This is a genomic window from Cupriavidus malaysiensis, from assembly GCF_001854325.1.
In the GTDB taxonomy this organism is placed as follows: domain Bacteria; phylum Pseudomonadota; class Gammaproteobacteria; order Burkholderiales; family Burkholderiaceae; genus Cupriavidus; species Cupriavidus malaysiensis.
The window spans coordinates 105,658-128,766 of sequence record NZ_CP017755.1 but is presented as its reverse complement, the minus strand read 5'-3'; the positions used below and the strand labels follow the sequence as shown (position 1 = coordinate 128,766).

The window sequence follows — 23,109 nt, the reverse complement described above, 5'->3', positions numbered from 1 at the left end:
CGGGTTCCCCTCCCTGCCTGCACCGGCCCGCCCCCCTGCCGGGCCGGCGGGATCCGATCGCTTCTGACAGAAATTGCATCCAGTTCTCTGATGGCAAGAGAACATTCCTAGTCCCCGCCAGGGACGTCTCCCGCATCATCCCCACCTTATTCATACGCGCGACATTGCCTCGCTGCTCGTCGCGCGCCTCCTCGTCCCCCACCAGATCGGAGTACCCATGTCCCAGGAAAAAGCGCCACGCCGGCGCTTCCTGCGCCAGGTGCTGGCCATCGTGCCTGCTGCCGCGGTCGCCACCGGCACGGCAGTCTCGCAGGCCGGATGCGTCCGCCAGGAAGCCGCCGCCGGCGCGGCCTACGAACCGAAGTATTTCACCGCCGCCGAATGGCGCTTCCTGCATGCCGCCCTCGACCGGCTGATCCCCGCCGACGAGCTCGGCCCGGGTGCCGTGCAGGCGCGGGTTCCCGAGTTCGTCGACAGGCAGATGGAGCTGCCCTACGGCCACGGCAAGCTGTGGTACATGCAGGGACCGTTCCATCCCGGCCAGCCCCCCGAGATGGGCTATCAGCTCAGCCTGACCCCGCGTGAGGTCTACCGCCACGGCATCGCCGCGTGCGACGGCCATTGCCGCAAGACCTTCGGCAAGCCCTTCGCCGACCTGGACCACGCCAGGCAGGAGCAGGTGCTGGCGGACATGGAGCATGGCAAGGTGGAACTCGAGGCCGTGCCTGCACGAACCGTCTTCTCCCAGCTGCTGGCCAATGCCAAGGAGGGCTTCCTGTCCGATCCGATCCACGGCGGCAACCATGACATGGCCGGCTGGAAGCTGGTGGGCTTTCCCGGCGCCCGCGCCGATTTCGCCGACTGGATCGACCAGCCCAATACCCGGTACCCGTACGGACCGGTGTCCATCTCCGGCAAGCAAGGCTGAACCATGGCGATCCAGAATGACAAGGTCGACGCCGTCATCGTCGGCTTCGGCTGGACCGGCGCAATCCTCGCCCAGGAACTGACCGAGGCCGGGCTCAACGTGCTGGCGCTCGAGCGCGGCGCCATGCGCGACACCCCTACCGACGCCCAGTACCCGAAGGTCGTCGACGAACTCGAGTACGCCGTGCGCGGCAAGCTGTTCCAGGAGCTGGCACGCGAGACGGTGACGATCCGCCATGGCCTCGGCGACGTCGCCGTGCCCTACCGGCAGCATGGTTCCTTCCTGCTCGGCAACGGCGTCGGCGGCGCCGGCTTCCACTGGAACGGCATGCACTACCGCGTGCTGCCCGAAGAGCTCCGGCTGCGCAGCCACTACGAGGAACGCTACGGCAAGCGCTTCCTCCCGGCCGGCATGACGATCCAGGACTTCGGCGTCGGCTACGACGAACTCGAGCCGCACTTCGACTTCGCCGAGAAGGTGTTCGGCACCTCGGGCAAGGCCGGCAACCTCAACGGGCACATCCAGCCGGGCGGCAACCCGAAGGAAGGCCGGCGTACCAGCGAGTACCCGACGCCGCCGCTGCAGAACAGCTACGGCGCCCTGCTGTTCGAGAAGGCGGCGCGCGAAGCGGGCTTCAACCCCTATCCCGCGCCGGCGGCGAACTGCTCGCAGCCCTACACCAACCCCTACGGCGTGCGCCTGGGGCCCTGCAACTTCTGCGGTTTCTGCGAGAACTTCGGCTGCTACATGTATTCGAAGGCCTCGCCGCAGACCACGATCCTGCCGGTACTGCAGCGCAAGCCGAACTTCGCGCTGCGCACGCACGCCTACGTCACCAAGGTCAATCTCAGCCGCGACGGCAAGCGCGCCACCGGCGTGACCTATGTCGACGCGCAGGGACGCGAGATCGAGCAGCCGGCCGACCTCGTCATCGTCGCCGCCTTCCAGATGCACAACGTACGGCTGCTGCTGCTTTCCGGCATCGGCAAGCCCTACGACCCGCGCAGCGGCGAGGGCGTGGTCGGGAAGAACTACGCCTACCAGATGAATGGCTCGATCGATGTGCTGCTGCCCAAGGGAACGCAGCTCAATCCCTTCGTCGGCACCGGCGCAGGTGGCGTGGCGCTGGACGATCTCAACGGCGACCAGTTCGATCACGGGCCGCTCGGTTTCCTCGGCGGCGCCAGCATCCGCCACGTACGCTACGGCGGCCGGCCGATCAAGCAGGCGCCGACCGTGCCCGGCGTGCCGGCCTGGGGCAGCGCCTGGAAGGCCGGCGTCGCCGACGCCTACCAGCGCCTGCTTTCCATCGGTATCTCCGGCTCGGTGATGGCCTACCGCGATGCCTGCCTCGACCTCGATCCTACCTACCGCGACGCCCATGGGCTGCCGCTGCTGCGCATGACCTTCGACTGGCACGCCAACGAGTACGCCATGCTCGCCTACATGGGCGACCGCATGGAGGAAGTCGGCCATGCCATGCAGGCCGAGCAGGTGTTCCGCGCCATCCGCAAGCCGGGCATGCACTACGACACGCGCGCCTACCAGTCCACGCATACCACCGGCGGCGCCATCATGGGCAGCGATCCCGCCACCAGCGTGGTCAACCGCTATCTGCAGAGCTGGGACGTTTCCAATGTGTTCGTGATGGGCGCCTCCGCCTTTCCGCAGAACATGGGCTACAACCCCACCGGCCTGGTCGCGGCGCTGGCCTACTGGTCCGCCAAGGCCATCCGCGAGCAATACCTGAAGCAGCCGGGCCCCCTGGTGCAGGCGTAAGGAGACGATGAGCATGTCATACCGAACCGTCCATGCGCCGGCCTCAGTACTGCTGCTGGCCGCCCTGGCAACATCGGCAGCCTTGGCCGCGCCCGGCGCCGGCGATGAAGCACAGGCACGGCAGATCCGGCAAGGCGAGTACCTGGCCCGCGCGGCCGACTGCGCGGCCTGCCACTCGGCGCCCAAGGGCAAGCCGTTCGCCGGCGGCCTGCCGCTGGCCTCGCCAATCGGTGCCATCTACTCGAGCAATATCACCCCCGACCCGGACACCGGCATCGGCCGCTACAGCCTGGAAGACTTCGACCGGGCCGTGCGCCACGGCATCGGCAAGGACGGCTCGACGCTGTACCCGGCCATGCCCTACCCCTCGTACGCCAAGGTAAGCCCCGACGACGTGCAGGCGCTCTACGCCTACTTCATGCACGGCGTGCAGCCGGTCAGCCAGCCCAACCGCAAGCCGGACATCCGCTGGCCGCTCTCGATGCGATGGCCGCTCGCGGCCTGGCGCAAGCTGTTCGCGCCGACGCCGGTGGCAGCCGTGAAGGATGCGGCCGCCGCCGACCACGATCCGATCCGGCGTGGACGCTATCTGGTCGAAGGCCTGGGGCACTGCGGCGCCTGCCACACGCCGCGCGGCTTCGCCTTGCAGGAAAAGGCGCTCGGCGGCGACAACCGCGCCTTCCTGTCGGGCGCCGTGGTCGACGGCTTCCTCGCCAAGAACCTGCGAAGCGACGCCGGCGACGGCCTCGGCCGCTGGAGCGAGGCCGACATCGTGGCCCTGCTCCGCAGCGGGCGCAACGACCACAGCGCCGCCTTCGGCGGCATGGCCGACGTGGTGCAGCACAGCACCCAGCACATGACGGATGCGGACCTGGCGGCGATCGCGGCCTATCTGAAGTCGCTGGCGCCGGTCCGGGCCGGGACCCAGGCCCCGGTGTACGACGGCACCGCGCATGAGGCGCTGCGCACCGGCACCGACCGCAGCAACGGCGCGCTCACCTACCTCAACAACTGCGCGGCATGCCACCGCAGCAGCGGCAAGGGCTATGCCCAGACCTTCCCCGCGCTGGCGCTGAGTTCGACCGTCCATTCGGCCGATCCCACCTCGCTGATCCACATCGTGCTGCGCGGCGGCGCCATGCCGGCCACGGTGTCGGCGCCGACCCGCTTCACCATGCCGGCCTTCGACGAGCGCCTGAGCGACCAGGACGTGGCGGACGTGCTGACCTTCGTGCGCGCGAGCTGGGGCAACCATGCCCCGGCGGTCAGCGCCAGCCAGGTGGCCAAGGTCCGCAAGGCGGCGGACGCGGCGCCCGGACCCGGGCACTGAAGCGCGGCGCGCCCGCCCGGCCCGGCTCAGCTCTGGCCGGGCGGCGGCAGGGCCGGCCCGCTGTCATCCTTCAGGTCCACGCCAGAGCGCCCCAGCGCCAGCGCGCCCCGCAGCAGGAAGGCCAGCCGCGCCGCCGCCTCGGCGTAGGACAGCCCCTGCGGGCGCACATTGGAGATGCAGTTGCGCTCGGCATCGGTGCGGCCGACGCGCGGACCATGGGTCAGGTAGATGCCGAGGCTGTCCGGCGAACTGAGGCCGGGACGCTCGCCGATCAGCATCACGACCTGAAGCGTACCCATTTCTGCGCCGATCTCATCGCCCAGCGCCACGCGTGCCTGCTCGGCCACCACCACCGGCCCGAAGCGCCAGCCGGGCAGCAGCGGCCGCACGGCCTGCAGCAGGGGCAGCGCATGGCGCTCGGCGGCGACGGCGGACAGGCCGTCGGCGATCACGAAGACCACGTCGGGCCCCGGCACGGCGCGTGCCGCCGCCAGCCGGGCGCGGCTGGCCGGGTCGAGGCGGCGGCCCAGGTCGGGGCGGCGCAGGTACTGCTGGCGGTCGGCCGCGGCGCTGTGCGCGTCGAGGCGGGCGAAGCCGGCGGCCTCCAGCGCCTGCCCGATGGCCGCGCGCGCCAGCGGCGCGTGCACCGCGTCGCGCGCCTGCGCATGCGCCAGCCCGAAGGCCAGCACGGTGTCCGTGGTCTGGCTGTGGCCGGCGCGGCCGAGCGCGATGCGGGCCGGCGTGAAGGCGCGCAGGCGCTGCCAGGCTTCGTCCGGCGCGGCCCCGGACCCGGCGGCTCCCGGCTCCGGGGCGGACGCAGAAATGGGTACGCTTGCGCCGGCAGGCGGGATATCGGACGGGGAAGACGTGGTCACGGTGGGCTCCTCTCGGGGCTTGTCATGGCGCATCGGGGCGCATCGGGGCAGCTTCGCAGCGCCTTTCACAGCTCATGCGCCAGCCGCAGCAACGGCTGGCGGCTGCCCGGCGGCAGCAGGCGGCCGCTGCCATCGGCCAGGCCCATGCGTTGCAGCCAGGCCTCGAACTCGGGCGCCGGCCGCAGGCCCAGCGTCTCGCGCAGGTAGAGGGCGTCGTGGAAGGACGTGCTCTGGTAGTTGAGCATGATGTCGTCGGCGCCCGGCACACCCATGATGAAGTGGATGCCGGCCACGCCGAACAGCGTCAGCAGCGTGTCGACGTCGTCCTGGTCGGCCTCGGCATGGTTGGTATAGCAGACGTCGCAGCCCATCGGCAGGCCCAGCAGCTTGCCGCAGAAGTGATCCTCCAGCCCGGCGCGGATGATCTGCTTGCCGTCATACAGATACTCCGGCCCGATGAAGCCGACCACGGTGTTGACCAGCAGCGGCGAGAACGCGCGCGCCACCGCATAGGCGCGCGCCTCCATGGTCTGCTGGTCGACGCCGTGGTGCGCATTGGCCGACAGCGCGCTGCCCTGCCCGGTCTCGAAGTACATCAGGTTGTCGCCCACCGTGCCGCGCCCCAGCGCGCGCGCCGCCGCGCGCGCCTCGGCCAGCAGCGCGAGGTCGATGCCGAAGGCGGCATTGGCGCGCTGGCTGCCGGCCACCGACTGGAACACCAGGTCCACCGGCGCGCCCTGCTCGATGGCGCGCAGCGTGTGGGTGACGTGGGTCAGCACGCAGGACTGGGTGGGAATGTCGAAGCGCTGGCGCAGCGCGTCGACCAGGCGCAGCAGGGCCACGATGGCGGGCAGGCTGTCGGAGGCCGGGTTGATGCCGATGGTGGCGTCGCCGCAGCCATACAGCAGGCCGTCGACGATGGCGGCGGCGATGCCCTTCGGATCGTCGGTCGGGTGGTTGGGCTGCAGGCGCACCGACAGCCGGCCGGGCAGGCCGATGGTATTGCGGAAGCGGGTCACCACGCGGCACTTGCGCGCCACCGAGACCAGGTCCTGGTTGCGCATCAGCTTGCTGGCCGCCGCCGCCATCTCCGGCGTGATGGCCGGCGCCACGCGCGCCAGCACGGCAGCGTCGGTCTCGTGCCGCAGCAGCCAGTTGCGGAAGTCTCCCACCGTCAGCGAGGCGATTTCGCGGAATGCCGCGCGGTCGTGGCTGTCCATGATCAGGCGGGTGACTTCGTCGTCCTCGTAGGGCACCACGGCCTCGGCCAGGAAATGCGCGAGCGGCAGGTCGGCCAGCGCCAGGCGCGCGGCCATGCGCTCGGCCTCGCTGGCGGCGGCCACGCCGGCCAGGCTGTCGCCGGAGCGCGCCGGACCGGCCTTGGCCAGCAGGGTCTTGAGGTCGGCGAAGACGTGGCGCTCGAGGCCCACGGTGCGGGTGAAGGCCATGGCGCTCAGCCTCCGCGCGGCGCGGCCATCGCGCCGGGCCGGACGGCGTCGCAGGACAGGGCGGGGGCAGGCAGTGTCTGGGCTGGCACATCGGCTCCTGCAGTGGACTAGCCACATCATCGCGCAAACCCGACCCGCGGCGCCAGCCGGGCGGCCTTGCCTTCGGCTCCGGCGCCACCGACAATCGTTGCAGAGAGACGGTGCCGGCACATCGGTACCCCATCCCCATTTGGAGAACGCATGACGGAACCCGATCCCACCCCATCGCCGCGCACCCCGCTGCCGGCCTGGGCCCATGTCGGCACGGTCGCCTACGCGCTCAGCGCGCTGGCGCTCTGGATGGTGCTGCAGGCCAACCTGGTGGCGGCGCTGCTGTCGGGACTGCTGCTGTATTCGCTGGTCGACGTGCTGGCGCCGAAACTGACCCGCCTGCACCAGAAGCACGACGCGCTCGCCGTCGCCATCCTCAGCACCCTGCTGCTGCTGGCGCTGGGGCTGGCGGGCTGGGCGCTGGCCCGCTTCATCGGCGGCGAGGGCAGGACCCTGGACGGACTGCTCGACCACGTGGCCGACATCATCGACCGCTCGCGCGGGCAGTTGCCGCCCTGGATCAGCGATGCCCTGCCGCGCGGCGTGGAAGAGCTGGCCAACACGCTGATCCACTGGCTGCGCGAGCACGCGCAGATGGCGCAGAAGCTGGGGGCCGAGGTGCTGCGCACGCTGGTGCACATCCTGGTGGGCTGCGTGATCGGCGCCATGGTCGCGCTCTACCGCGCCATCTCCAAGCCCAACCGGCGCCCGCTGGCGGCCGCGCTGGTGGAGCGGGCGCGCATGCTGCAGCGCGCCTTCGCCCAGTTCATCTTCGCGCAGGTGCAGATCTCCCTGATCAACACGGTGATGACGGCGGCCTACGTGCTGCTGGTGCTGCCGCTGTTCGGCGTGCACCTGCCGCTGGGCAAGACGCTGGTGGTCATCACCTTCGTGGTCGGCCTGCTGCCGGTGCTGGGCAACCTGATCTCCAATACCGCGATCGTGGTTTCCTCGCTGTCGGTATCCCTGCCGATCGCCGTGCTGTCCCTGTTCTACCTGGTGGTGATCCACAAGCTGGAGTACTTCCTCAACGCCCGCATCATCGGTGCGCGCATCCAGGCCGCGGCGTGGGAACTGCTGACCGTGATGCTGCTGATGGAAACCCTGTACGGCATCCCGGGCGTGATCGCCGGCCCGATCTTCTACGCCTACCTGAAGCGCGAACTGGCCGCCGTCGAGCTGGTCTGAGGCGGCATCGGCCGCCGGGCCCGCGGCGCATACGCCGCGCGGCGCCAGCGGTTGGACCAATTCCGCTCGCATCGCCCCCGGCGAAATGGCCGGCGGGCCTCAGCCGCCGTCCCGCTCGACGTGGCTGCGCACGAAATCGATATGGGTCTGCATGGCCGTGCGCGCCTCTTCGGGGCGGCGCGCGCAGATCGCCTCGCACAGCGTGCGGTGCTGCAGCAGCAGTTGCCCGGAGGCGGCGGCGTCCTGCTCGCGCAGGCCGGTGCCATTGATGGTGATGTGTTCGCGCAGCATGCCGATCACGCTGGTATGCAGGTGCAGGAACATGGTGTTGTGCGAGGCCTGGGCGATGGCGTCGTGCAGGCGCGCGTCGGCATCGGCCTCGGCGGCCTTGTCGTCCTCGGCGCGGGTGCGCTCCAGTTCCCGCAGCAGCGCGCGGATGCGCGCGATGTCGCCGGCGTCGGCGCGCAGCGCGGCGAAATAGGCGGTGGCGCCTTCGAGCACGCGGCGGAACTCCAGGATGTCGTCGCGCAGCGCGGGGTGGTCCGCCACCAGTTGGCCCCACGGCGAGGCGATGCCGGCGCGCAGCTGGTCGGTGACGTAGACGCCGGCGCCGCGCCGGCTCTGCAGCAGGCCGCGCGCGGCCAGCCGCTGGATCGCTTCGCGCACGGTGTTGCGCGCCACCGCGTACTGCTCGGCGAGCTGGCGCTCGGCGGGCAGCCGCGTGCCCGGCGCCCAGGTGCCGTCCAGCAGGGCGGTCTCCATGCGGCGCATGACCGCCTCGACCCGCCCGCGCGCGCCGCCGGCCGGGCTCATCCCCGCCATGGTCCGTTCCCCGCTCCCTGCATCGCTTCCCCCTGGTCCCCTGCGCCTGCGCTGCCTCTGGTCCAACCAATTTGAACTGGCGCGCGGAAGCGTGAATTATGCGCCCAAACACGCCGCGCAGCAGTCCGCCGCGCCGGCGTGCCGGCGTCCCCACCCTCAGACAAAGGCGCAGCCCAAGCCTTGCGGAGCGAGACATGATTCATCGGCAATATCCCGCCGCCCCGGCGCAGGTCTACCTGTTCGCCACCTGCCTGGTCGACTTGTTCGTGCCGCAGGCCGGGCTCGATGCGGTCCGGCTGCTCGAGCGCGAGGGCCTGACCGTCCACTATCCGCGCCAGCAGAGCTGCTGCGGCCAGCCCGCCTACAGCAGCGGCAATCCCGAGGAGGCCCGCGCCGTGGCGCGCGCCCAGCTCGACCTGTTCGCCGAACCCTGGCCCATCGTGGTGCCCTCCGGCTCCTGCGCCGGCATGATGCGCCACCACTGGCCGCGGCTGTTCGAAGACGACCCGGCGCTCGGTCCCAAGGCGCGCGCGCTCGCCGAGCGCGTGTTCGAACTCACCGAATTCCTGCTGCATGTGCTGAAGCTCGACCTGGCGGCACGCGCGCCGGCCGGCCAGCCGCACGAGCGGGTGGTGCTGCACACCTCCTGCGGAGCCCGTCGAGAAATGGGTACGCGCGAGCACGGCGTGGCCATGGTCGACGCGCTGCCGGGCGTGACCCGCGTCGAGCACGCCCGCGAAAGCGAGTGCTGCGGCTTCGGCGGCACCTTCTCGCTCAAGCACCCCGATATCTCCGGCGCCATGGTCCAGGACAAGATCGCCTCGGCCTGCGCCACCGGCTGCGAACGGCTGGTCTCGGCCGACTGCGGCTGCCTGCTCAATATCGGCCATGCCGCCGTTCACCAGGGCGCGCCGCTGCCGGTGGAGCACCTGGCCAGCTTCCTGTGGCGCCGCACCGGCGGGGAGGGGCAGGCATGAGCGCCCCCGCTCCCACCCGCAACGCCCAGCCCGGCCAGGGCGCGCGCGAGCGCATGCTCGGCCGCCTGCGCGCGGCCCGCGCCGAGGCCCAGGCCGGCGCGGCGCCAGCTACGGCAGATGCGGCAGGCGCACAGGCACTGAGCCGGCGCATCGACGCCCACTACGCCGCGCGCCGGCCCGCGTTGGCACCATCCACTGCCGCGCTGGCCGACACCCTGCAGCGCGCGCTGGAAGCCTCGCATGCCGAGGTCTGGCGCAGCGACGCCGTCTCCTGGCCCGGGCAGCTGGCGACCCGGCTGGCCGAGGCCGGCGTGCGCCGCCTGCTGCTCGACCCGGCCGGCAGCGAAGGCGCCGCCCTGGCGCGCGCGCTGCCGCCCTCGGTGCAGGCCCGCGCCTACAAGCAGCCGCTCGAAGCCTGGAAGGCCGAGCTGTTCGACACCATCGACGCCGGCTTCACCGTCGCGCGCTCCGCCCTCGCCGCCACCGGCACGCTGGTGCTGGCGCCCGACGCCGGCAGTCCGCGCACGGTCTCGCTGGTACCGCCGCTGCACGTGGCCCTGGTCCATGCCCGCACCCTGCATGCCGACCTGCACGCGGCCGTGCAGGCCGAGCGCTGGGCCGATGGCATGCCGACCAACCTGGTGATGGTGTCGGGTCCATCCAAGACCTCCGACATCCAGCAGACCCTGGCCTACGGCGCGCACGGCCCGCGCCGGCTGTGGGTGTGGATCGTCGACGAGGCCCCCGCGCCGGCCACGCCGCAAGGAGAGCCGCAATGAACGCCCGCCCCATGCAATTCGTGCCCGCCGCCGACTTCAAGGCGCGCGCCCGCGCCGCGCTGGAGGACGACAAGCTGCGCGCCAGCTTCCGCGGCGCCATGGACTTCCTGCAAGGCAAGCGCGCCGTGCAGTTCCCCGACGGCGAGGAACTGGAGCAGCTGCGCGACCTCGGCGAAGCCGTGCGCCAGCACGCGCTGGCGCGGCTGCCCGAGCTGCTGGTGCAACTCGAGGCGAAGCTGGCCGCCGCCGGCGTGCAGGTCCACTGGGCCGAGACCGCCGACGAGGCCAACGCCATCATCCACGGCATCGCCCAGGCGCGCGGCGCGCGCCGTGTGATCAAGGGCAAGTCGATGGCGAGCGAGGAAATGGAGCTGAACCATTACCTGGCCGAGCGCGGCGTGGACTGCATCGAGTCCGACATGGGCGAGTACATCGTCCAGCTCGCCGGCGAGAAGCCCTCGCACATCGTCATGCCGGCCATCCACAAGACGCGCGGCGATATCGCCGAACTGTTCGCGCAGCACATTCCCGGCACGCCCTACACAGAGGATGTCGACGAGCTGATCCAGACGGGCCGGCGCGCGCTGCGCCAGGCCTTCGTCGAGGCCGACATCGGGCTGTCGGGGGTCAACTTCGCCGCCGCCGATACCGGCACGTTGTGGCTGGTGGAGAACGAAGGCAACGGCCGCCTGTCCACCACCGTGCCCGACGTGCACATCGCCATCATGGGCATGGAAAAGGTGGTGGCCAGGCTGGAGCACATCGTGCCGCTGTCGAGCCTGCTCACGCGCTCGGCCACCGGCCAGGCCATCACCACCTACTTCAACCTGATCTCCGGCCCGCGCCGCGCCGGCGAGCTGGACGGCCCGCGCGAACTGCACCTGGTGCTGCTCGACAACGGCCGCAGCCAGGCCTACGCCGACGCGCAGCTGCGCGCCACGCTGCAATGCATCCGCTGCGGCGCCTGCATGAACCACTGCCCGGTCTACACGCGCATCGGCGGCCATGCCTACGGCACCACCTACCCGGGCCCGATCGGCAAGATCATCTCGCCCCACCTGCTCGGACTGGAGGCCACCGCCGACCTGCCCACCGCATCGAGCCTGTGCGGCGCCTGCGGCGAGGTGTGCCCGGTGCGTATCCCGATCCCGCAACTGCTGGTACGGCTGCGCACCGAGGCCAACCGCGACCCGCACGAGCAGGTGGCACACCCGCTGCGCGGCCAGGGCGCGAAGTACCGCCGCGGCGAACACCTGATCTGGCGCTTCTGGAGCGGCGCCTTCGCCCATCCGTCGCGCTACCGCCTGTTCCGCTGGGCCGCCACGCGGCTGCGCGCGCTGGCGCCCGCGCAGCAGATGGGCTGGACGCGGCATCGCGCGCCGCTGGTGCCGGCCGAGCGCAGCCTGGCCGACCTGCTGCGCGAGCGCGGGCAGGCGGAGTAGGGCTGAAGCCGCGCGCGTAGCCAATGGCTTGCTCCCCTCTCCCACGCCGGTGGGAGAGGGGCCGGGGGAGAGGGCGGGCGCTCGCGCGAAGTGAGTGCCGTCGTTCTGGCGCCTGCCTGCCCTCTCCCCCAACCCCTCTCCCGCAAGCGGGAGAGGGGAGCAAACAAGCGGGCACGCGATGCGACGCGCAAGGACAGGACCGACACGAGATCGGCACGAGACGCCGGCAAAGCGATTGCTCCAGACAAGACAACGGCAGCCAAAGCCACCGCCCCCCAAAAACAACCACCACCAATCCATCGCCATCCCTCAGGAGACTACTGTGCAACCCTGGACCCAGCTCTACACGCCGCTCGGCAGCCTCTGGCTGTCGGCGCTGGCGGCCGCCGTTCCCATCCTGTTCTTCTTTCTCGCACTGACCGTGCTGCGCCTGAAGGGCCATGTGGCGGCGGCCATCACGCTGCTGCTGGCGCTCGCCGTGGCGGTGTTCGCCTACGGCATGCCGGCGCAGCAGGCGCTGGCGGCGGCCGGCTTCGGCTTCGCCTACGGCCTGTGGCCGATCGCCTGGATCATCGTGACGGCGGTGTTCCTCTACAAGATCGTGGTCAAGACCGGGCAGTTCGACGTGATCCGCGCCTCGGTGCTGGCCATCACCGACGACCAGCGGTTGCAGATGCTGCTGATCGGCTTCGCCTTCGGCGCCTTTCTCGAAGGCGCGGCGGGCTTCGGCGCGCCGGTGGCAATCACCGCCGCGCTGCTGGTGGGCCTGGGCTTCAACCCGTTGTACGCCGCCGGCCTGTGCCTGATCGCCAATACCGCGCCGGTGGCCTTCGGCGCCATGGGCATCCCCATCATCGTCGCCGGCCAGGTGACCGGCATCGATGCCATGCACATCGGCGCCATGGCCGGCCGCCAGCTGCCGCTGCTGTCGCTGGCGGTGCCGTTCTGGCTGGTGTTCATGATGGACGGCGCCAAGGGCGTGAAGGAAACCTGGCCGGCGGCGCTGGTCACCGGCGGCAGCTTCGCCGTGACGCAGTACTTCACCTCCAACCATATCGGGCCGGAACTGCCGGACATCACCTCGGCACTGGTCAGCCTGGTGTCGCTGGCGGCCTTTCTCAAGGTGTGGCAACCGCGCAGCGCGCGGCAGGCAGCCGGCGGCACCGTCGGCGTCGGCGGCGGTGCCGCGGCGCTGGCGGGCTTCGGTGGCGGCCTGGGCGGCAAGGCGGCGCGACCGCGCACGCCTTCGCCCTATAGCGCCGGCCAGACGCTGCGCGCGTGGTCGCCCTTCCTGATCCTGACCGCCGTGGTCACGGTGTGGAGCCTGGCGCCGTTCAAGGCCCTGTTCGCCGCCAACGGCGCGCTGGCCGGCACGGTGCTGAAGTTCAAGATCGCCGGGCTGGACCAGATGGTGCTGAAGGCAGCGCCGATCGTCGCCTCGCCCAAGCCCTACGAAGCCGTGCTGAAGCTCGACCTGCTGTCGGCCGTGGGCACCGCCATCCTGCTGACGGCGCTGGTATCGGCCGTCCTGCTGCGCATGAAGCCCGGCGCGCTGCTGGCCACCTTCGGCGAGACCCTGCTGGAACTGCGCCGCCCCATCCTGTCGATCGGCCTGGTGCTGGCCTTCGCCTTCGTCGCCAACTACTCGGGCATGTCATCCACGCTGGCCCTGCTGCTGGCCGGCACCGGCGCGGCCTTCCCCTTCTTCTCGCCCTTCCTGGGCTGGCTGGGCGTGTTCCTGACCGGATCGGACACCTCGTCCAACGCGCTGTTCTGCTCGCTGCAGAGCACCACCGCCCACCAGATCGGCGTGCACGACACGCTGCTGGTGGCCGCCAACACCACCGGCGGCGTGACCGGCAAGATGATCTCGCCGCAATCGATCGCCGTGGCCTGCGCGGCCACCGGGCTGGTCGGCAAGGAGTCAGAGCTGTTCCGCTTCACGGTCAAGCAAAGCCTGCTGTTCGCGGTGATCGTGGGCCTCATCACGATGGTGCAGGCCTACTGGCTGACGGGGATGATTCCGGGCTAGGGAATCCGGAGTTCGAAGCGGCATGGCCCGGCGCGGCCGCGCTCGCGCCGCGCCGGGCCGCGCCGCTCCGCTCTCCCGCTTGCGGGAGAGGGGCCGGGGGTGAGGGCAGGCGCTGGCTGACCGTGGCGGGTGGGATGACACCATCGGCTTCGTTTCCGTGCTCGCGTGCTGGATCACACCGTTGGCTTCGCTGGGCGTGGCGCCTTGCTAAACCACCCCTCTCCCCCGCCCTCTCCCCATGCGGGGCGAGGGAGCCAAGACACCATGCTTGGCCCACGGCGTTGGCGTGTCTGGTGGCTGCGTCCAGCGCGACCGCATCCCATCCCGCCTATTCCTCCCGCGGCAGGAACGTCTCGCCCGGTGTCAGCGGCACATGCCGGTACGTGGCCGGCGTGCGGCTCAGCTTGACCGGCGCGCCCAGGCCCGTATAGCCGCCTTCCATCTCCACCACCATGCCGCGGTGCGCGGTGTGCGGGTGCTTCAGCGCATCCGGCACCGACAGCACCGGCGCGCACGGCACGCCTGCGGCCACCAGCGTGTCGGCCAGGGCCTTGCCGTCCCGGCCGGCCATGCGCTGCTCCAGCTCCACCTTCAGCGCGGCGCGGTTGACCGAGCGCGCGCCGGCGGTGGCGTAGCGTTCGTCGTCGGCCAGTGCCGGCACGCCCAGGTGCTCGCACAGGATGCGGAACTGGCGGTCGTTGCCTACCGCCAGGAAGATCGGGTCGGTAGCGGTGGCGACCGTGTCGTAGGGATAGATGTTCGGATGCGCATTGCCGGTGCGGCCCGGCGTCTTGCCGTTCATGAACCAGTTGGCGGCATGCGGGTGCAGCAGCGACAGGCCAGAGTCGTACAGCGCCGCCTCGACGAACTGGCCGCGGCCGCTGCGCCCGCGCTCCTGCAGCGCCAGCAGCACGCCCAGCGCGGCGTTCAGGCCGGTGACCATGTCGACCACCGGCAGGCCCGCGCGCAGCGGCTCGCCATCGGCCTCGCCGTTGATGCTCATGATGCCGGTCATGGCCTGGATGGCGGCATCGTAGCCGGGCAGGCCGCCGAGCGGGCCGTCCGCGCCGAAGCCGGAGACGCGGCAGTGCACCAGTTGCGGGAAGCGCCGCGACAGCGTGTCATAGCCCAGGCCCCATTTCTCCATGGTGCCGGTCTTGAAGTTCTCGATCAGCACGTCGGCGTCGGCCAGCAGCGCGAGCAGCGCCTCGCGCCCCGCGGGCTGGGTCAGGTCCAGCGTCATCACGCGCTTGTTGCGGTTGAGGCCGAAGTAGTAAGACGCCACGCCATCCTTGAACGGGGGGCCCCAGGTACGGGTGTCGTCGCCCTGCGGCGGTTCGATCTTGAGCACGTCGGCGCCGTGGTCGCCCAGGATCTGCCCGCAGTACGGGCCGCCCAGGATGCGCGACAGGTCGACCACGCGGATGCCGGCAAGCGCGCCGGGCATGGCGGCGGAAGCAGCGGGTGCAGCATTCATGTTGTGAGTTCCTCGATGCGGCGGATGGGTTGGCGGGTCGACCGGGCGCTGCCGTCAGGCGGCGCGCTCGACCAGCTTGAAGGTGCCGGTGGCCAGCGCCAGCAGCTCGCCGGCCTCGTCGCGGACCTCGCCGCGCACGAAGCTGAGCGCGCGGCCGCGCCGTTCGCAGAAGCCGAGTCCGATGACATCGCCGCGGCCCGGCGCGATGAAATGCACGGTCAGGTCGACGGTGACCACGCCATAGCGGGCCGGATCGTGCGAGCGTGCCGCGCACGACAGCGCGCAGTCGAGCAGGGTGGCGATGGCGCCGCCATGCACGTCGCCGCGGCTGTTGGTGTAGTCGGTGTTGTGTTGCATGCGCACGCGGGCCTGATCGTTGCCGATCGCCTCGCCGCGCAGGCCGAAGGCCCTGGCCATCGGCATCGGCAGGCCGAACAGCACACCGGGGGCTTCGCCGGCGAATGCGTTGGCAGGGAGTTCGGAAGGTTGTTGCATGGGTTTTCCAGAGCGGTGACTATCGAAGCCGCCATGATACGGCGGCGGCACCGCTCGCGCAGCGCGCCGCCCGCGCCCGGCCAGCCTGCCCGCTCCCGTTCAGTCGAGCTGCGCGCCCGACTTCTTCACCACGTCGCGCCACTTGACCACCTCGGACTTGATGAAGCCCTCCAGCTGCTGCGGCGCTGTGGATCCGGCGAACTCCAGCCCCTGCGCCTGCAGGGTCTTGCGCACGGACGGCTGCTGCAGCGCGTCGGCGAAGGCATGGTTGAGCTTGGCGATCACGTCCGCCGGCGTGCCGGCCGGCGCCACCACGCCGAAGAAGACCGAGACGTCGAAGCCGGGCACGCCCTGCTCGGCCACGGTGGGCAGGTCGGGCAGTGCCTGCGAGCGTGTGCGCGTGGTCACGCCCAGCGCGCGCAGCTTGCCGCTCTTGATGAAGGGTAGCGCCGTCAGCACGTCGGTGAAAGCCATGCTGACCTGGCCGCCCAGCAGGTCGTTGAGCGCCGGGCCGGTGCCCTTGTAGGGGATGTGCTGGAAGTCCGTGCCGGCGAGGTTGTTGAACATCACGCCAGCCAGGTGCGACGAGGCACCGTTGCCCGACGAGGCGTAGCTGAGCTTGCCCGGGTGCGCCTTGCCGTAGGCGACCAGTTCCTGCACGTTCCTGGCGGGGACGCCGGGGTTGACCACCAGCACATTGGGCAGGTGGCCGATCTGGATCACCGGCGCGAAGCTCTTGACCGGATCGTAGTTGATCTTGCGATACAGGCTGACGTTGATGGCCAGCGGCGCCGAGGTGCCGAACATCAGCGTGTAGCCGTCGGGTTCGGCGCGCGCCACCGCCTCGGCGCCGATGTTGCCGCCGGCGCCCGCGCGGTTCTCGACCACCACGGGCTGGCCGAGGCTGCTCTTGAGCGCGGCCGCCAGCGTGCGCGCCATGGCGTCGGTGGGCCCGCCCGGCGGGTAGGTCACCACCAGCATCAGGGGCTTGCTGGGGAAATCCTTCTGGGCGAAGGCGGGGGCGGCGGCGAGGCAGAGCGCGCAGCCGGCGAACGCGGCGAAGCGCCGCCACAGGGGCGTGTTGGACGTGGTCATGCTTGTCTCCAGGGTCTGTCTTATGTGGGCCCGGCGGGTATGCCGGGACCGGCGCCGCCGCCGCGCCGCGGCGGTGGCGCCGGCGCGCCATGGCACGAGGGCCTGGCACGCGGCCGGTCCAGGGCCGGCGATGAACCAGCGATGGATCGGCGAGGAAGCGGCTAGAAGAGGTTGACGGCGTCGACCGCGCCCGCTGCGCGCAGCGGGCCGTCCTCGGGTGCGTCGACGGTCTCGGCCAGCCATTCCGGCTCGGCCGCGCCGGCCAGCGGATCCTGCGGCAGCACGCGATGCACCAGCACCAGCTGGGCCAGCCGCATGCGGCGCACCGAGCCGATGCGGCCGGCCTCCCACGCCATGGCGACGGCGGTGGTGACGTGGTACAGGGCGGAGGCGGCCTGGCGCGCCAGCACGTCGCCGTCGGCGCCAGCCTCGGCCGCCTGTTGCGCCAGCCCGGCGGCGCGCGCCACCGCGGCGGCGAAGGCGAGACGCGCCTCAGGATGCAGCGGGGTGTCGGCCAGCAGGCCGGCCAGGTGCGCCTGCAGCACCGGCAGCGCGCCTTCGCGTCGGATGGCGCGCAGCACGTCCAGCGCGACGATATTGCTGGTGCCCTCCCAGATCGAGCCGAGGTGGGCGTCGCGCACCAGGCGCGGGTCGCTCCATTCCTCGATATAGCCGCAGCCGCCGCGCACTTCCATGGCGTCGCCGGTGACCTTGCGCGCGTCGCGGCAGGCGCGGAACTTGATCAGCGGCGTCAGGATGCGCATCAGCGGGTAGGCGTCGGCTTCGCCGGCATCGGCGCGGCGCAGCGCCTCGGCGGTCTGGAACACCATGGTGCGCGCCTGCTCGGTGGGCAGGGTCAGCTTGAGCAACTGGCGGCGCATCAGCGGCATGCCGTCGAGCCGCTTGCCGAAGGCCTGGCGCTCGCGCGCGATGAACCGGGCCTCGGTCAGCGCGCGCCGCATCAGGCCGGCCGCGCGCACGCCGTTGGACAGGCGCGAGTTGTTGATCATGTCGGCCATCTGCACGAAGCCGCGGCCGAGTTCGCCGACCAGGTAGGCATGCGCGCCTTCGAGGCGGATCTCGCCGCTGGCCATCGAGCGGGTGCCCAGCTTGTCCTTCAGGCGGATGATGCGGAAGTGGTTGGCGCTGCCGTCGGACAGCGTGCGCGGCAGCAGGAACAGCGACACGCCCTTGATACCCGGCGCGGCGTTGCCCGCCTCGTCCTCGGCGCGCGCCAGCACCATGGCCAGGCCGGCGTCCGGGTTCGAGCAGAACCACTTGTCGCCGGACAGGCGCCAGCCGCCCTCGGCCTGCGCGTCGCGCACGGCGCGCGTGGCGGTGGCCGCCACGTCGGAGCCGGCGCCCTGCTCGGTCATGAACATGGCGCCCTGGTACAGGTCCTCGAAGACCTGGGTGGTCAGGTTCGGCAGGTAGCGCTCGACCAGGGCCGGATCGCCGAACTTGCGCAGCGTGCGCGTCAGCGAGTCGGTCATCGACAGCGGGCAGCACAGGCCGAACTCGGCCTGCACGAACAGGTAGGTCAGCGCGTACTTGGCCGCGGGCGGCATCGGCGCATCCCAGCCCAGCACGCCGGCGCGGTGCGACAGCGCGGCCAGGCCGAATTCGGCGAAAGCCACACGTTCCATCTGCACATAGGCGGGGTGCTTGTCGACCCGCTGCGCGTCGACGCCGCTGCGGGTGCGGTGCGACAGCTTGGGCGGATTGTGGTCGGCGGTGCGGGCCAGTTCGTCGAGCACGCCGCCGGCCAGGGCGCCCATGCGGTCGAGATGGGGCAGCAGGTGCGAGACCAGCGCCTGCGGCAGGTAGAGCGGCAGCAGCGCGCGCAGGTCCGGGTCGTCGCTGAACAGGTTGCTGCCGTGGCGGTCGGGCACGGGGTGCGCGGCGGCGGCCTGGGCAACGGGCACCGGGGAGGCAGAATCGGGGGACGCAGAAACGGGTACGCCCTGGCGGGCGGCGCTGGTCGGCATGAGGGGTCTCCTGGTCTTTGGCCCCGCTGCCGGCACGCGCGCCGGCAGGAAGTGCCGGGAAAGCATCCCGGTCGGGCCGGTGGGGCGCCAGGCGCGGGGACTGGCTGAACCCCATTATTCAAACCCCGCCGATTCGTGTCTAATTCTAAAATTGGCTCGATCAATATGTTTTCTGTATTGCCATGGAATTCCGCCACCTGCGCTACTTCCTCGTGCTGGCCGAGGAGCTGCACTTCGGACGCGCCGCGCGCCGGCTCGCCATCTCGCAGCCGCCGCTGTCGCTCAACATCCAGCAGCTGGAGGCTTCGGTCGGCGCGCGCCTGTTCGAGCGCGACAGCCGCGGCGTGCGCCTGACGGCGGCCGGGCGCGCCTTCCGCGAGTCGGCCACGGCCTTGCTGGCCCAGGCCGAGGAGGCGCGCCTGCTGGCGCGCCAGATCGAAGCCGGCGCGGTGGGGCGGCTGCGCGTGGGCTTCGTCGGCTCGATGCTGTACCGTGGCCTGCCCGAGCACCTGCGGGCGTTCCAGGCCCGCTATCCGGGCATCGAGGTGGCCCTGACCGAGCTGAATTCGCAGGAGCAGATCGATGCCCTGCTGCACGGCCAGCTCGACGCCGGCTTCGTGCATACGCGCCACCTGCCCGACGAACTCGGCGCGATCCTGGCGCACAGCGAATCCTTCGTCTGCTGCATGCCGCAGGACCACGCGCTGGCAACGCGCGCGGCGGTGGCGCTGGCAGAGTTGCGCGGCGAACCCTTCGTGCTGTTCTCGCGCAAGGCATCGCCCGACTACTACAACCGCATCTTCGAGATGTGCGCCGCGCAGGGCTTCTACCCGCAGATCCGCCACGAGGTGCGCCACTGGCTGTCGGTGGTCTCGCTGGTGTCGCAGGGCATGGGCGTGGCGGTGGTGCCGGCGGCGCTGCAGCGCTCCGGCATGGCGGGCGCGGCATTCCGCCCGCTGGCCGAGTCCACCGTGCCGTCGGAAGTCTACTGCGCCTGGAAGCTGACGCCCGATCACCCGGCGCGCGAGCGCTTCGTCGAGATGGTGGGGCAGGGGCAGGGGCTGCCGGACGGACCGGGCGATGGCGTGGGCGTATCCGGCCTGCCATGAGAAAAAGGCCACCGGCCGCGCGGGGCCGGTGGCCTTGAAGTACGCGTGGAACGGGGTGTTCAGCGTGCCTGCAGCTTACCCCCGGCGCAATGCGCGACCAATAACGCAATTGCGTTAATTGTGCGGCTTGCGGCCACTTCCACCCGCCGCTGCGGGCGGCGGCGCACGCCCGCGACGGCGCCGGCGGCGCGGCGGGTCCAGAATGCGATACAATGAAAACGATTTTCATTCACGTATCCTGGACGCGGTTTCCCTGCTTGCGCGGGCGCCCCCGATGGCGAAGCCGGTCCCTGCACTGGAAGCATCATGCGGTTGCCTGAACTGCCGCGGCGCACCGTCGCCGTCGTGACCTCAGTGGAAGACGCCATGCCGAACGATCCGGTCTCGCGCCGCCTGCGCGAGCTGGGCTTCGTACCGGGAGAAACGGTGCAGATCGTGGCCCATGGCCCTTTCGGCAAGGACCCCCTGGTGGCCCAGGTCGGCTTCACCCGCTTCGCGCTGCGCCGCGCCGAGGCCGAGCGCATCGCGATCGAAGTGGCCAGCGCCTCCGTCTCCCGCCTCGAACCGGCCGCCCAGGACGCGAATGCCTCGACGGCACGCCGTTCGGTCGCCTGAGCCTCCCCCAGCCCATATGTCTGTCGCTTCGACCCATCCGGCCCTGCGCATCGCGCTCGTCGGCAATCCCAATTGCGGCAAGACCGCGCTGTTCAACCGCCTGACCGGCAGCCGCCAGAAGGTGGCCAACTATGCCGGCGTCACGGTCGAGCGCAAGGAAGGCCATTTCGTCTCGCCGGCCGGCCGCCAGGTGCGCATCCTCGACCTGCCCGGCGCGTACAGCCTGCACGCCGCCAGCCTCGACGAGGCCATCACGCGCGATATCTGCCTGGGCCACCGCGCCGACGAGCCGCGCCCCGACCTGCTGGTCTCGGTGGTGGACGCCACCAACCTGCGCCTGCACCTGCGCTTCGTGCTCGAGCTGCGCCGCCTCGGCCTGCCCATGGTGGTGGTGCTCAATATGAGCGACGCCGCCGCACGGCGCGGCATCCGCATCGACGTGGCCAAGCTGTCGGCCGCGCTGGGCGTGCCGGTGGTGGAGACGGTGGCAGTCAAGCGCAACGGCGCCGCGGCGCTGCTGCAGGTGCTCGACCAGACCCTGCCGGCGGTGCCGGCGGTGCCGGCCGAGGAAGGCGACGTCCACCGCGAGGTCAAGCGCCTGCTGGACGCGGCCATTTCCATGCCCGCGCGCACGGCGGCGCTCGATGACCGCCTCGACCGCATCGTGCTGCATCCGGTGTTCGGTCTGCTGATCCTGGCGGTACTGCTGTTCCTGATGTTCCAGGCCGTGTTCTCCTGGGCCACGCCGCTGATGGACGGCATCGAGGGCGGCGTGCACGCCTTCGGCGAGCTGATCGGCACCTACCTTCCCGACGGCATGCTCAAGAGCCTGCTGACCGACGGCCTGATCGCCGGCGCCGGCAGCGTGGTGGTGTTCCTGCCGCAGATCCTGATCCTGTTCCTCTTCATCCTGACCCTGGAGGAATCGGGCTACCTGCCGCGCGCGGCCTTCCTGCTAGACCGCCTGATGATGAACGCGGGACTGTCCGGACGCTCCTTCATCCCGCTGCTGTCGAGCTTCGCCTGCGCGATCCCCGGCATCATGGCCACGCGTACCATCCAGGACCCGCGCGACCGGCTCACCACCATCCTGGTGGCGCCGCTGATGACCTGCTCGGCCCGCCTGCCCGTCTACACGCTGCTGATCGGCGCCTTCATTCCGCAACGCACGGTGCTGGGACTGTTCAACCTGCAGGGCCTGGTGCTGTTCGGCCTGTACCTGACGGGCATCCTCAGCGCGATGGTGGTGGCCTACGTGCTCAAGTACTTCCGCCGCGACCGCACCGATCATCCGCTGATGATGGAGCTGCCCTCCTACCGCATTCCCAACCTGCGCGACCTCGCGCTCGGCCTGTGGGAGCGCGCCCGCATCTTCCTGTCGCGCGTGGGCAAGGTGATCCTGGCGCTGACCGTGCTGCTGTGGTTCCTTGGCAGCTTTCCCGCGCCGCCGGCGGGCGCCACCGGCCCCGCCATCGACTACAGCTTCGCCGGCATGATCGGCCAGGCGCTGGAGAAGGTGTTCGCCCCGATCGGCTTCAACTGGCAGATCTGCGTGGCGCTGGTACCCGGCCTGGCCGCACGCGAAGTCGCCGTGGGCGCGCTGGCCACGGTCTACGCACTGTCCGGCGGCGGCGGCGACGACGCCATGGCCGCGCAGCTCGCCCCGGTCATCGCCGCGCAGTGGTCGCTGGCCACCGCACTGGCGCTGCTGGCCTGGTACGTGTTCGCGCCGCAATGCATCTCGACCATGGCGGTGATCCGCCGCGAGACCAATTCATGGAAGGTGATGGCCCTCTCGGTGGCCTACCAGGCAGGCCTGGCCTACCTGGCCGCCTTCCTGACCTACCGTATCGCGCTGCTGTTCAGTTGAGCGGCCCGCTCGATTCCAGGAACCCGGGAGCCCAAGCCATGAGCCTCTACCACGCCTTCGAAAGCCTGCTGGTGCCGCTGATCGTGCTGGCCTGCGCGCTGTCGGTGGCGGCCCGCTATGCGCCGCGCACGCGCGAGCGCTTCAAGGCCGCACTGGCAGCCGGCCTGGGCGGCCCGGCCGCCACCGGCTGGCGCGCACGCCTGGTCGCATGGCTGGCCCCGCAGGCGGCCGCCGGCTGCGCCAGCGGCTGCGACAGCGGCGGCTGCAATACCTGCGCCTCGAGCACGCCGCCGGCCGAGCAGCCGGTGCGGCTGGTACGCAAGCCCTGAGCCACGCCGGCGGCGGCTGCCGCCGCGCCCGCACTGCTCACCTGTCCTCCGGCGCCGGGCCCGCCTCGCCGACCCTCCCCGACCCTCCCCGGTCCCACCCGCTCCCCTCACACGATCCCGGCCACGGACACACCCGCGCCCCGGGACACGCACGCTCATCCGCCGCGCAGCCACAGGCCTTTCCTGCCTCCGCCCGGGCACGCAGAAACGGGTACGCTTTCGCTCCCGGAGCGGCGCCGCGACAACCGAGCCGCCACGTCAGCACCGGGGTGAGCCACCGCCGGAGGTACTCTTTCGGCGCGCTTCCGGCCCGTCATTCCGGCCTCGCTCCAGCAGCATCCGCCCCCCGGACCGGCCGGAGCCGGCGCACGCAGAAACGGGTACGCCCACCACATTGCCGTCATGCCCACGCTGGCATCAATGCCCTCGGCGGATACCGCT

At 71.1% G+C, this 23,109-nt stretch carries 19 protein-coding genes; 12 read left to right on the top strand and 7 right to left on the bottom strand.

Annotated elements, in window-relative coordinates; genetic code table 11:
• Positions 1-217 precede the first annotated feature (217 nt).
• Genes BKK80_RS20465 through BKK80_RS20455 form a run of 3 tightly spaced genes read left to right on the top strand, consistent with a single transcriptional unit; the run spans position 218 to position 4,037 of the window.
• Positions 218-928 carry a gluconate 2-dehydrogenase subunit 3 family protein gene (locus BKK80_RS20465; RefSeq protein WP_071071005.1) on the top strand — a complete coding sequence of 237 codons (711 nt, stop codon included), beginning with the start codon at positions 218-220 and terminating at the stop codon, positions 926-928.
• 3 nt (positions 929-931) lie between these two features.
• Positions 932-2,707 (top strand): GMC family oxidoreductase, encoded by a 1,776-nt coding sequence (locus BKK80_RS20460; protein WP_071071002.1) that lies wholly within the window; start codon positions 932-934, stop codon positions 2,705-2,707.
• A gap of 13 nt (positions 2,708-2,720) precedes the next feature.
• Positions 2,721-4,037 (top strand): cytochrome c, encoded by a 1,317-nt coding sequence (locus tag BKK80_RS20455; RefSeq protein WP_071073157.1) that lies wholly within the window; start codon positions 2,721-2,723, stop codon positions 4,035-4,037.
• A 26-nt stretch (positions 4,038-4,063) separates the two neighbouring features.
• Here BKK80_RS20455 and eutC read toward each other — a convergent pair whose 3' ends face one another.
• Both eutC and BKK80_RS20445 read right to left on the bottom strand, forming a co-directional pair.
• A complete protein-coding gene (eutC, locus tag BKK80_RS20450) occupies positions 4,064-4,861 on the bottom strand; it encodes an ethanolamine ammonia-lyase subunit EutC (RefSeq protein ID WP_418235927.1) in 798 nt (265 codons plus the stop codon).
• A gap of 116 nt (positions 4,862-4,977) precedes the next feature.
• On the bottom strand, positions 4,978-6,360 hold the full coding sequence (locus BKK80_RS20445; protein WP_071017531.1) for an ethanolamine ammonia-lyase subunit EutB: 1,383 nt from the start codon (positions 6,358-6,360) through the stop codon (positions 4,978-4,980).
• A gap of 240 nt (positions 6,361-6,600) precedes the next feature.
• Between BKK80_RS20445 and BKK80_RS20440 the strand changes: the two genes are divergently transcribed.
• Positions 6,601-7,638, top strand: a complete 1,038-nt coding sequence (locus tag BKK80_RS20440) for an AI-2E family transporter (RefSeq protein ID WP_071017533.1) — start codon at positions 6,601-6,603, stop codon at positions 7,636-7,638.
• A 99-nt stretch (positions 7,639-7,737) separates the two neighbouring features.
• Here the strand turns inward: BKK80_RS20440 and BKK80_RS20435 are convergent, their stop codons facing one another.
• Positions 7,738-8,460 carry a FadR/GntR family transcriptional regulator gene (locus BKK80_RS20435; RefSeq protein WP_231908189.1) on the bottom strand — a complete coding sequence of 241 codons (723 nt, stop codon included), beginning with the start codon at positions 8,458-8,460 and terminating at the stop codon, positions 7,738-7,740.
• A 194-nt stretch (positions 8,461-8,654) separates the two neighbouring features.
• Between BKK80_RS20435 and BKK80_RS20430 the strand changes: the two genes are divergently transcribed.
• The 4 genes from BKK80_RS20430 (at position 8,655) to BKK80_RS20415 (ending at position 13,690) form a co-directional block, all read left to right on the top strand.
• Positions 8,655-9,437 carry a (Fe-S)-binding protein gene (locus BKK80_RS20430; RefSeq protein ID WP_071071000.1) on the top strand — a complete coding sequence of 261 codons (783 nt, stop codon included), beginning with the start codon at positions 8,655-8,657 and terminating at the stop codon, positions 9,435-9,437.
• Entirely contained in the window at positions 9,434-10,216 is a 783-nt protein-coding gene (locus tag BKK80_RS20425; protein ID WP_071070997.1) for a LutC/YkgG family protein, read from the top strand. The genes BKK80_RS20430 and BKK80_RS20425 overlap by 4 nt, the downstream gene beginning before the upstream one ends.
• Entirely contained in the window at positions 10,213-11,658 is a 1,446-nt protein-coding gene (locus tag BKK80_RS20420) for a LutB/LldF family L-lactate oxidation iron-sulfur protein (protein ID WP_071017538.1), read from the top strand. Before BKK80_RS20425 ends, BKK80_RS20420 begins: the two co-directional genes overlap by 4 nt.
• A 322-nt stretch (positions 11,659-11,980) precedes the next feature.
• Positions 11,981-13,690 (top strand): lactate permease LctP family transporter, encoded by a 1,710-nt coding sequence (locus tag BKK80_RS20415; RefSeq protein WP_071017540.1) that lies wholly within the window; start codon positions 11,981-11,983, stop codon positions 13,688-13,690.
• A 328-nt stretch (positions 13,691-14,018) separates the two neighbouring features.
• Here BKK80_RS20415 and BKK80_RS20410 read toward each other — a convergent pair whose 3' ends face one another.
• From BKK80_RS20410 to BKK80_RS20395, 4 genes are all read right to left on the bottom strand, one after another.
• On the bottom strand, positions 14,019-15,167 hold the full coding sequence (locus tag BKK80_RS20410) for a CaiB/BaiF CoA transferase family protein (RefSeq protein WP_083384324.1): 1,149 nt from the start codon (positions 15,165-15,167) through the stop codon (positions 14,019-14,021).
• 54 nt (positions 15,168-15,221) lie between these two features.
• Entirely contained in the window at positions 15,222-15,662 is a 441-nt protein-coding gene (locus BKK80_RS20405; RefSeq protein WP_071017542.1) for a PaaI family thioesterase, read from the bottom strand.
• A 99-nt stretch (positions 15,663-15,761) separates the two neighbouring features.
• Positions 15,762-16,757, bottom strand: coding sequence for a Bug family tripartite tricarboxylate transporter substrate binding protein (locus tag BKK80_RS20400; RefSeq protein WP_071017543.1), 996 nt, complete (start codon positions 16,755-16,757; stop codon positions 15,762-15,764).
• Between the two features lie 161 nt (positions 16,758-16,918).
• Positions 16,919-18,745, bottom strand: a complete 1,827-nt coding sequence (locus BKK80_RS20395) for an acyl-CoA dehydrogenase family protein (RefSeq protein ID WP_071070995.1) — start codon at positions 18,743-18,745, stop codon at positions 16,919-16,921.
• Positions 18,746-18,927: 182 nt separating this feature from the next.
• On the opposite strand from BKK80_RS20395, the gene BKK80_RS20390 reads away from it, so the two are divergent.
• The 4 genes from BKK80_RS20390 (at position 18,928) to BKK80_RS20375 (ending at position 22,668) form a co-directional block, all read left to right on the top strand.
• Positions 18,928-19,854 (top strand): LysR family transcriptional regulator, encoded by a 927-nt coding sequence (locus BKK80_RS20390; RefSeq protein ID WP_083384325.1) that lies wholly within the window; start codon positions 18,928-18,930, stop codon positions 19,852-19,854.
• A gap of 306 nt (positions 19,855-20,160) precedes the next feature.
• On the top strand, positions 20,161-20,469 hold the full coding sequence (locus BKK80_RS20385; protein ID WP_071017547.1) for a FeoA family protein: 309 nt from the start codon (positions 20,161-20,163) through the stop codon (positions 20,467-20,469).
• 16 nt (positions 20,470-20,485) lie between these two features.
• Positions 20,486-22,339: a ferrous iron transport protein B gene (gene feoB, locus BKK80_RS20380; RefSeq protein ID WP_071070993.1), complete on the top strand. Its 1,854-nt coding sequence runs from the start codon at positions 20,486-20,488 to the stop codon at positions 22,337-22,339.
• Positions 22,340-22,377: 38 nt separating this feature from the next.
• Positions 22,378-22,668, top strand: a complete 291-nt coding sequence (locus BKK80_RS20375) for a DUF6587 family protein (protein ID WP_071017551.1) — start codon at positions 22,378-22,380, stop codon at positions 22,666-22,668.
• The last annotated feature ends 441 nt before the right edge of the window (positions 22,669-23,109 follow it).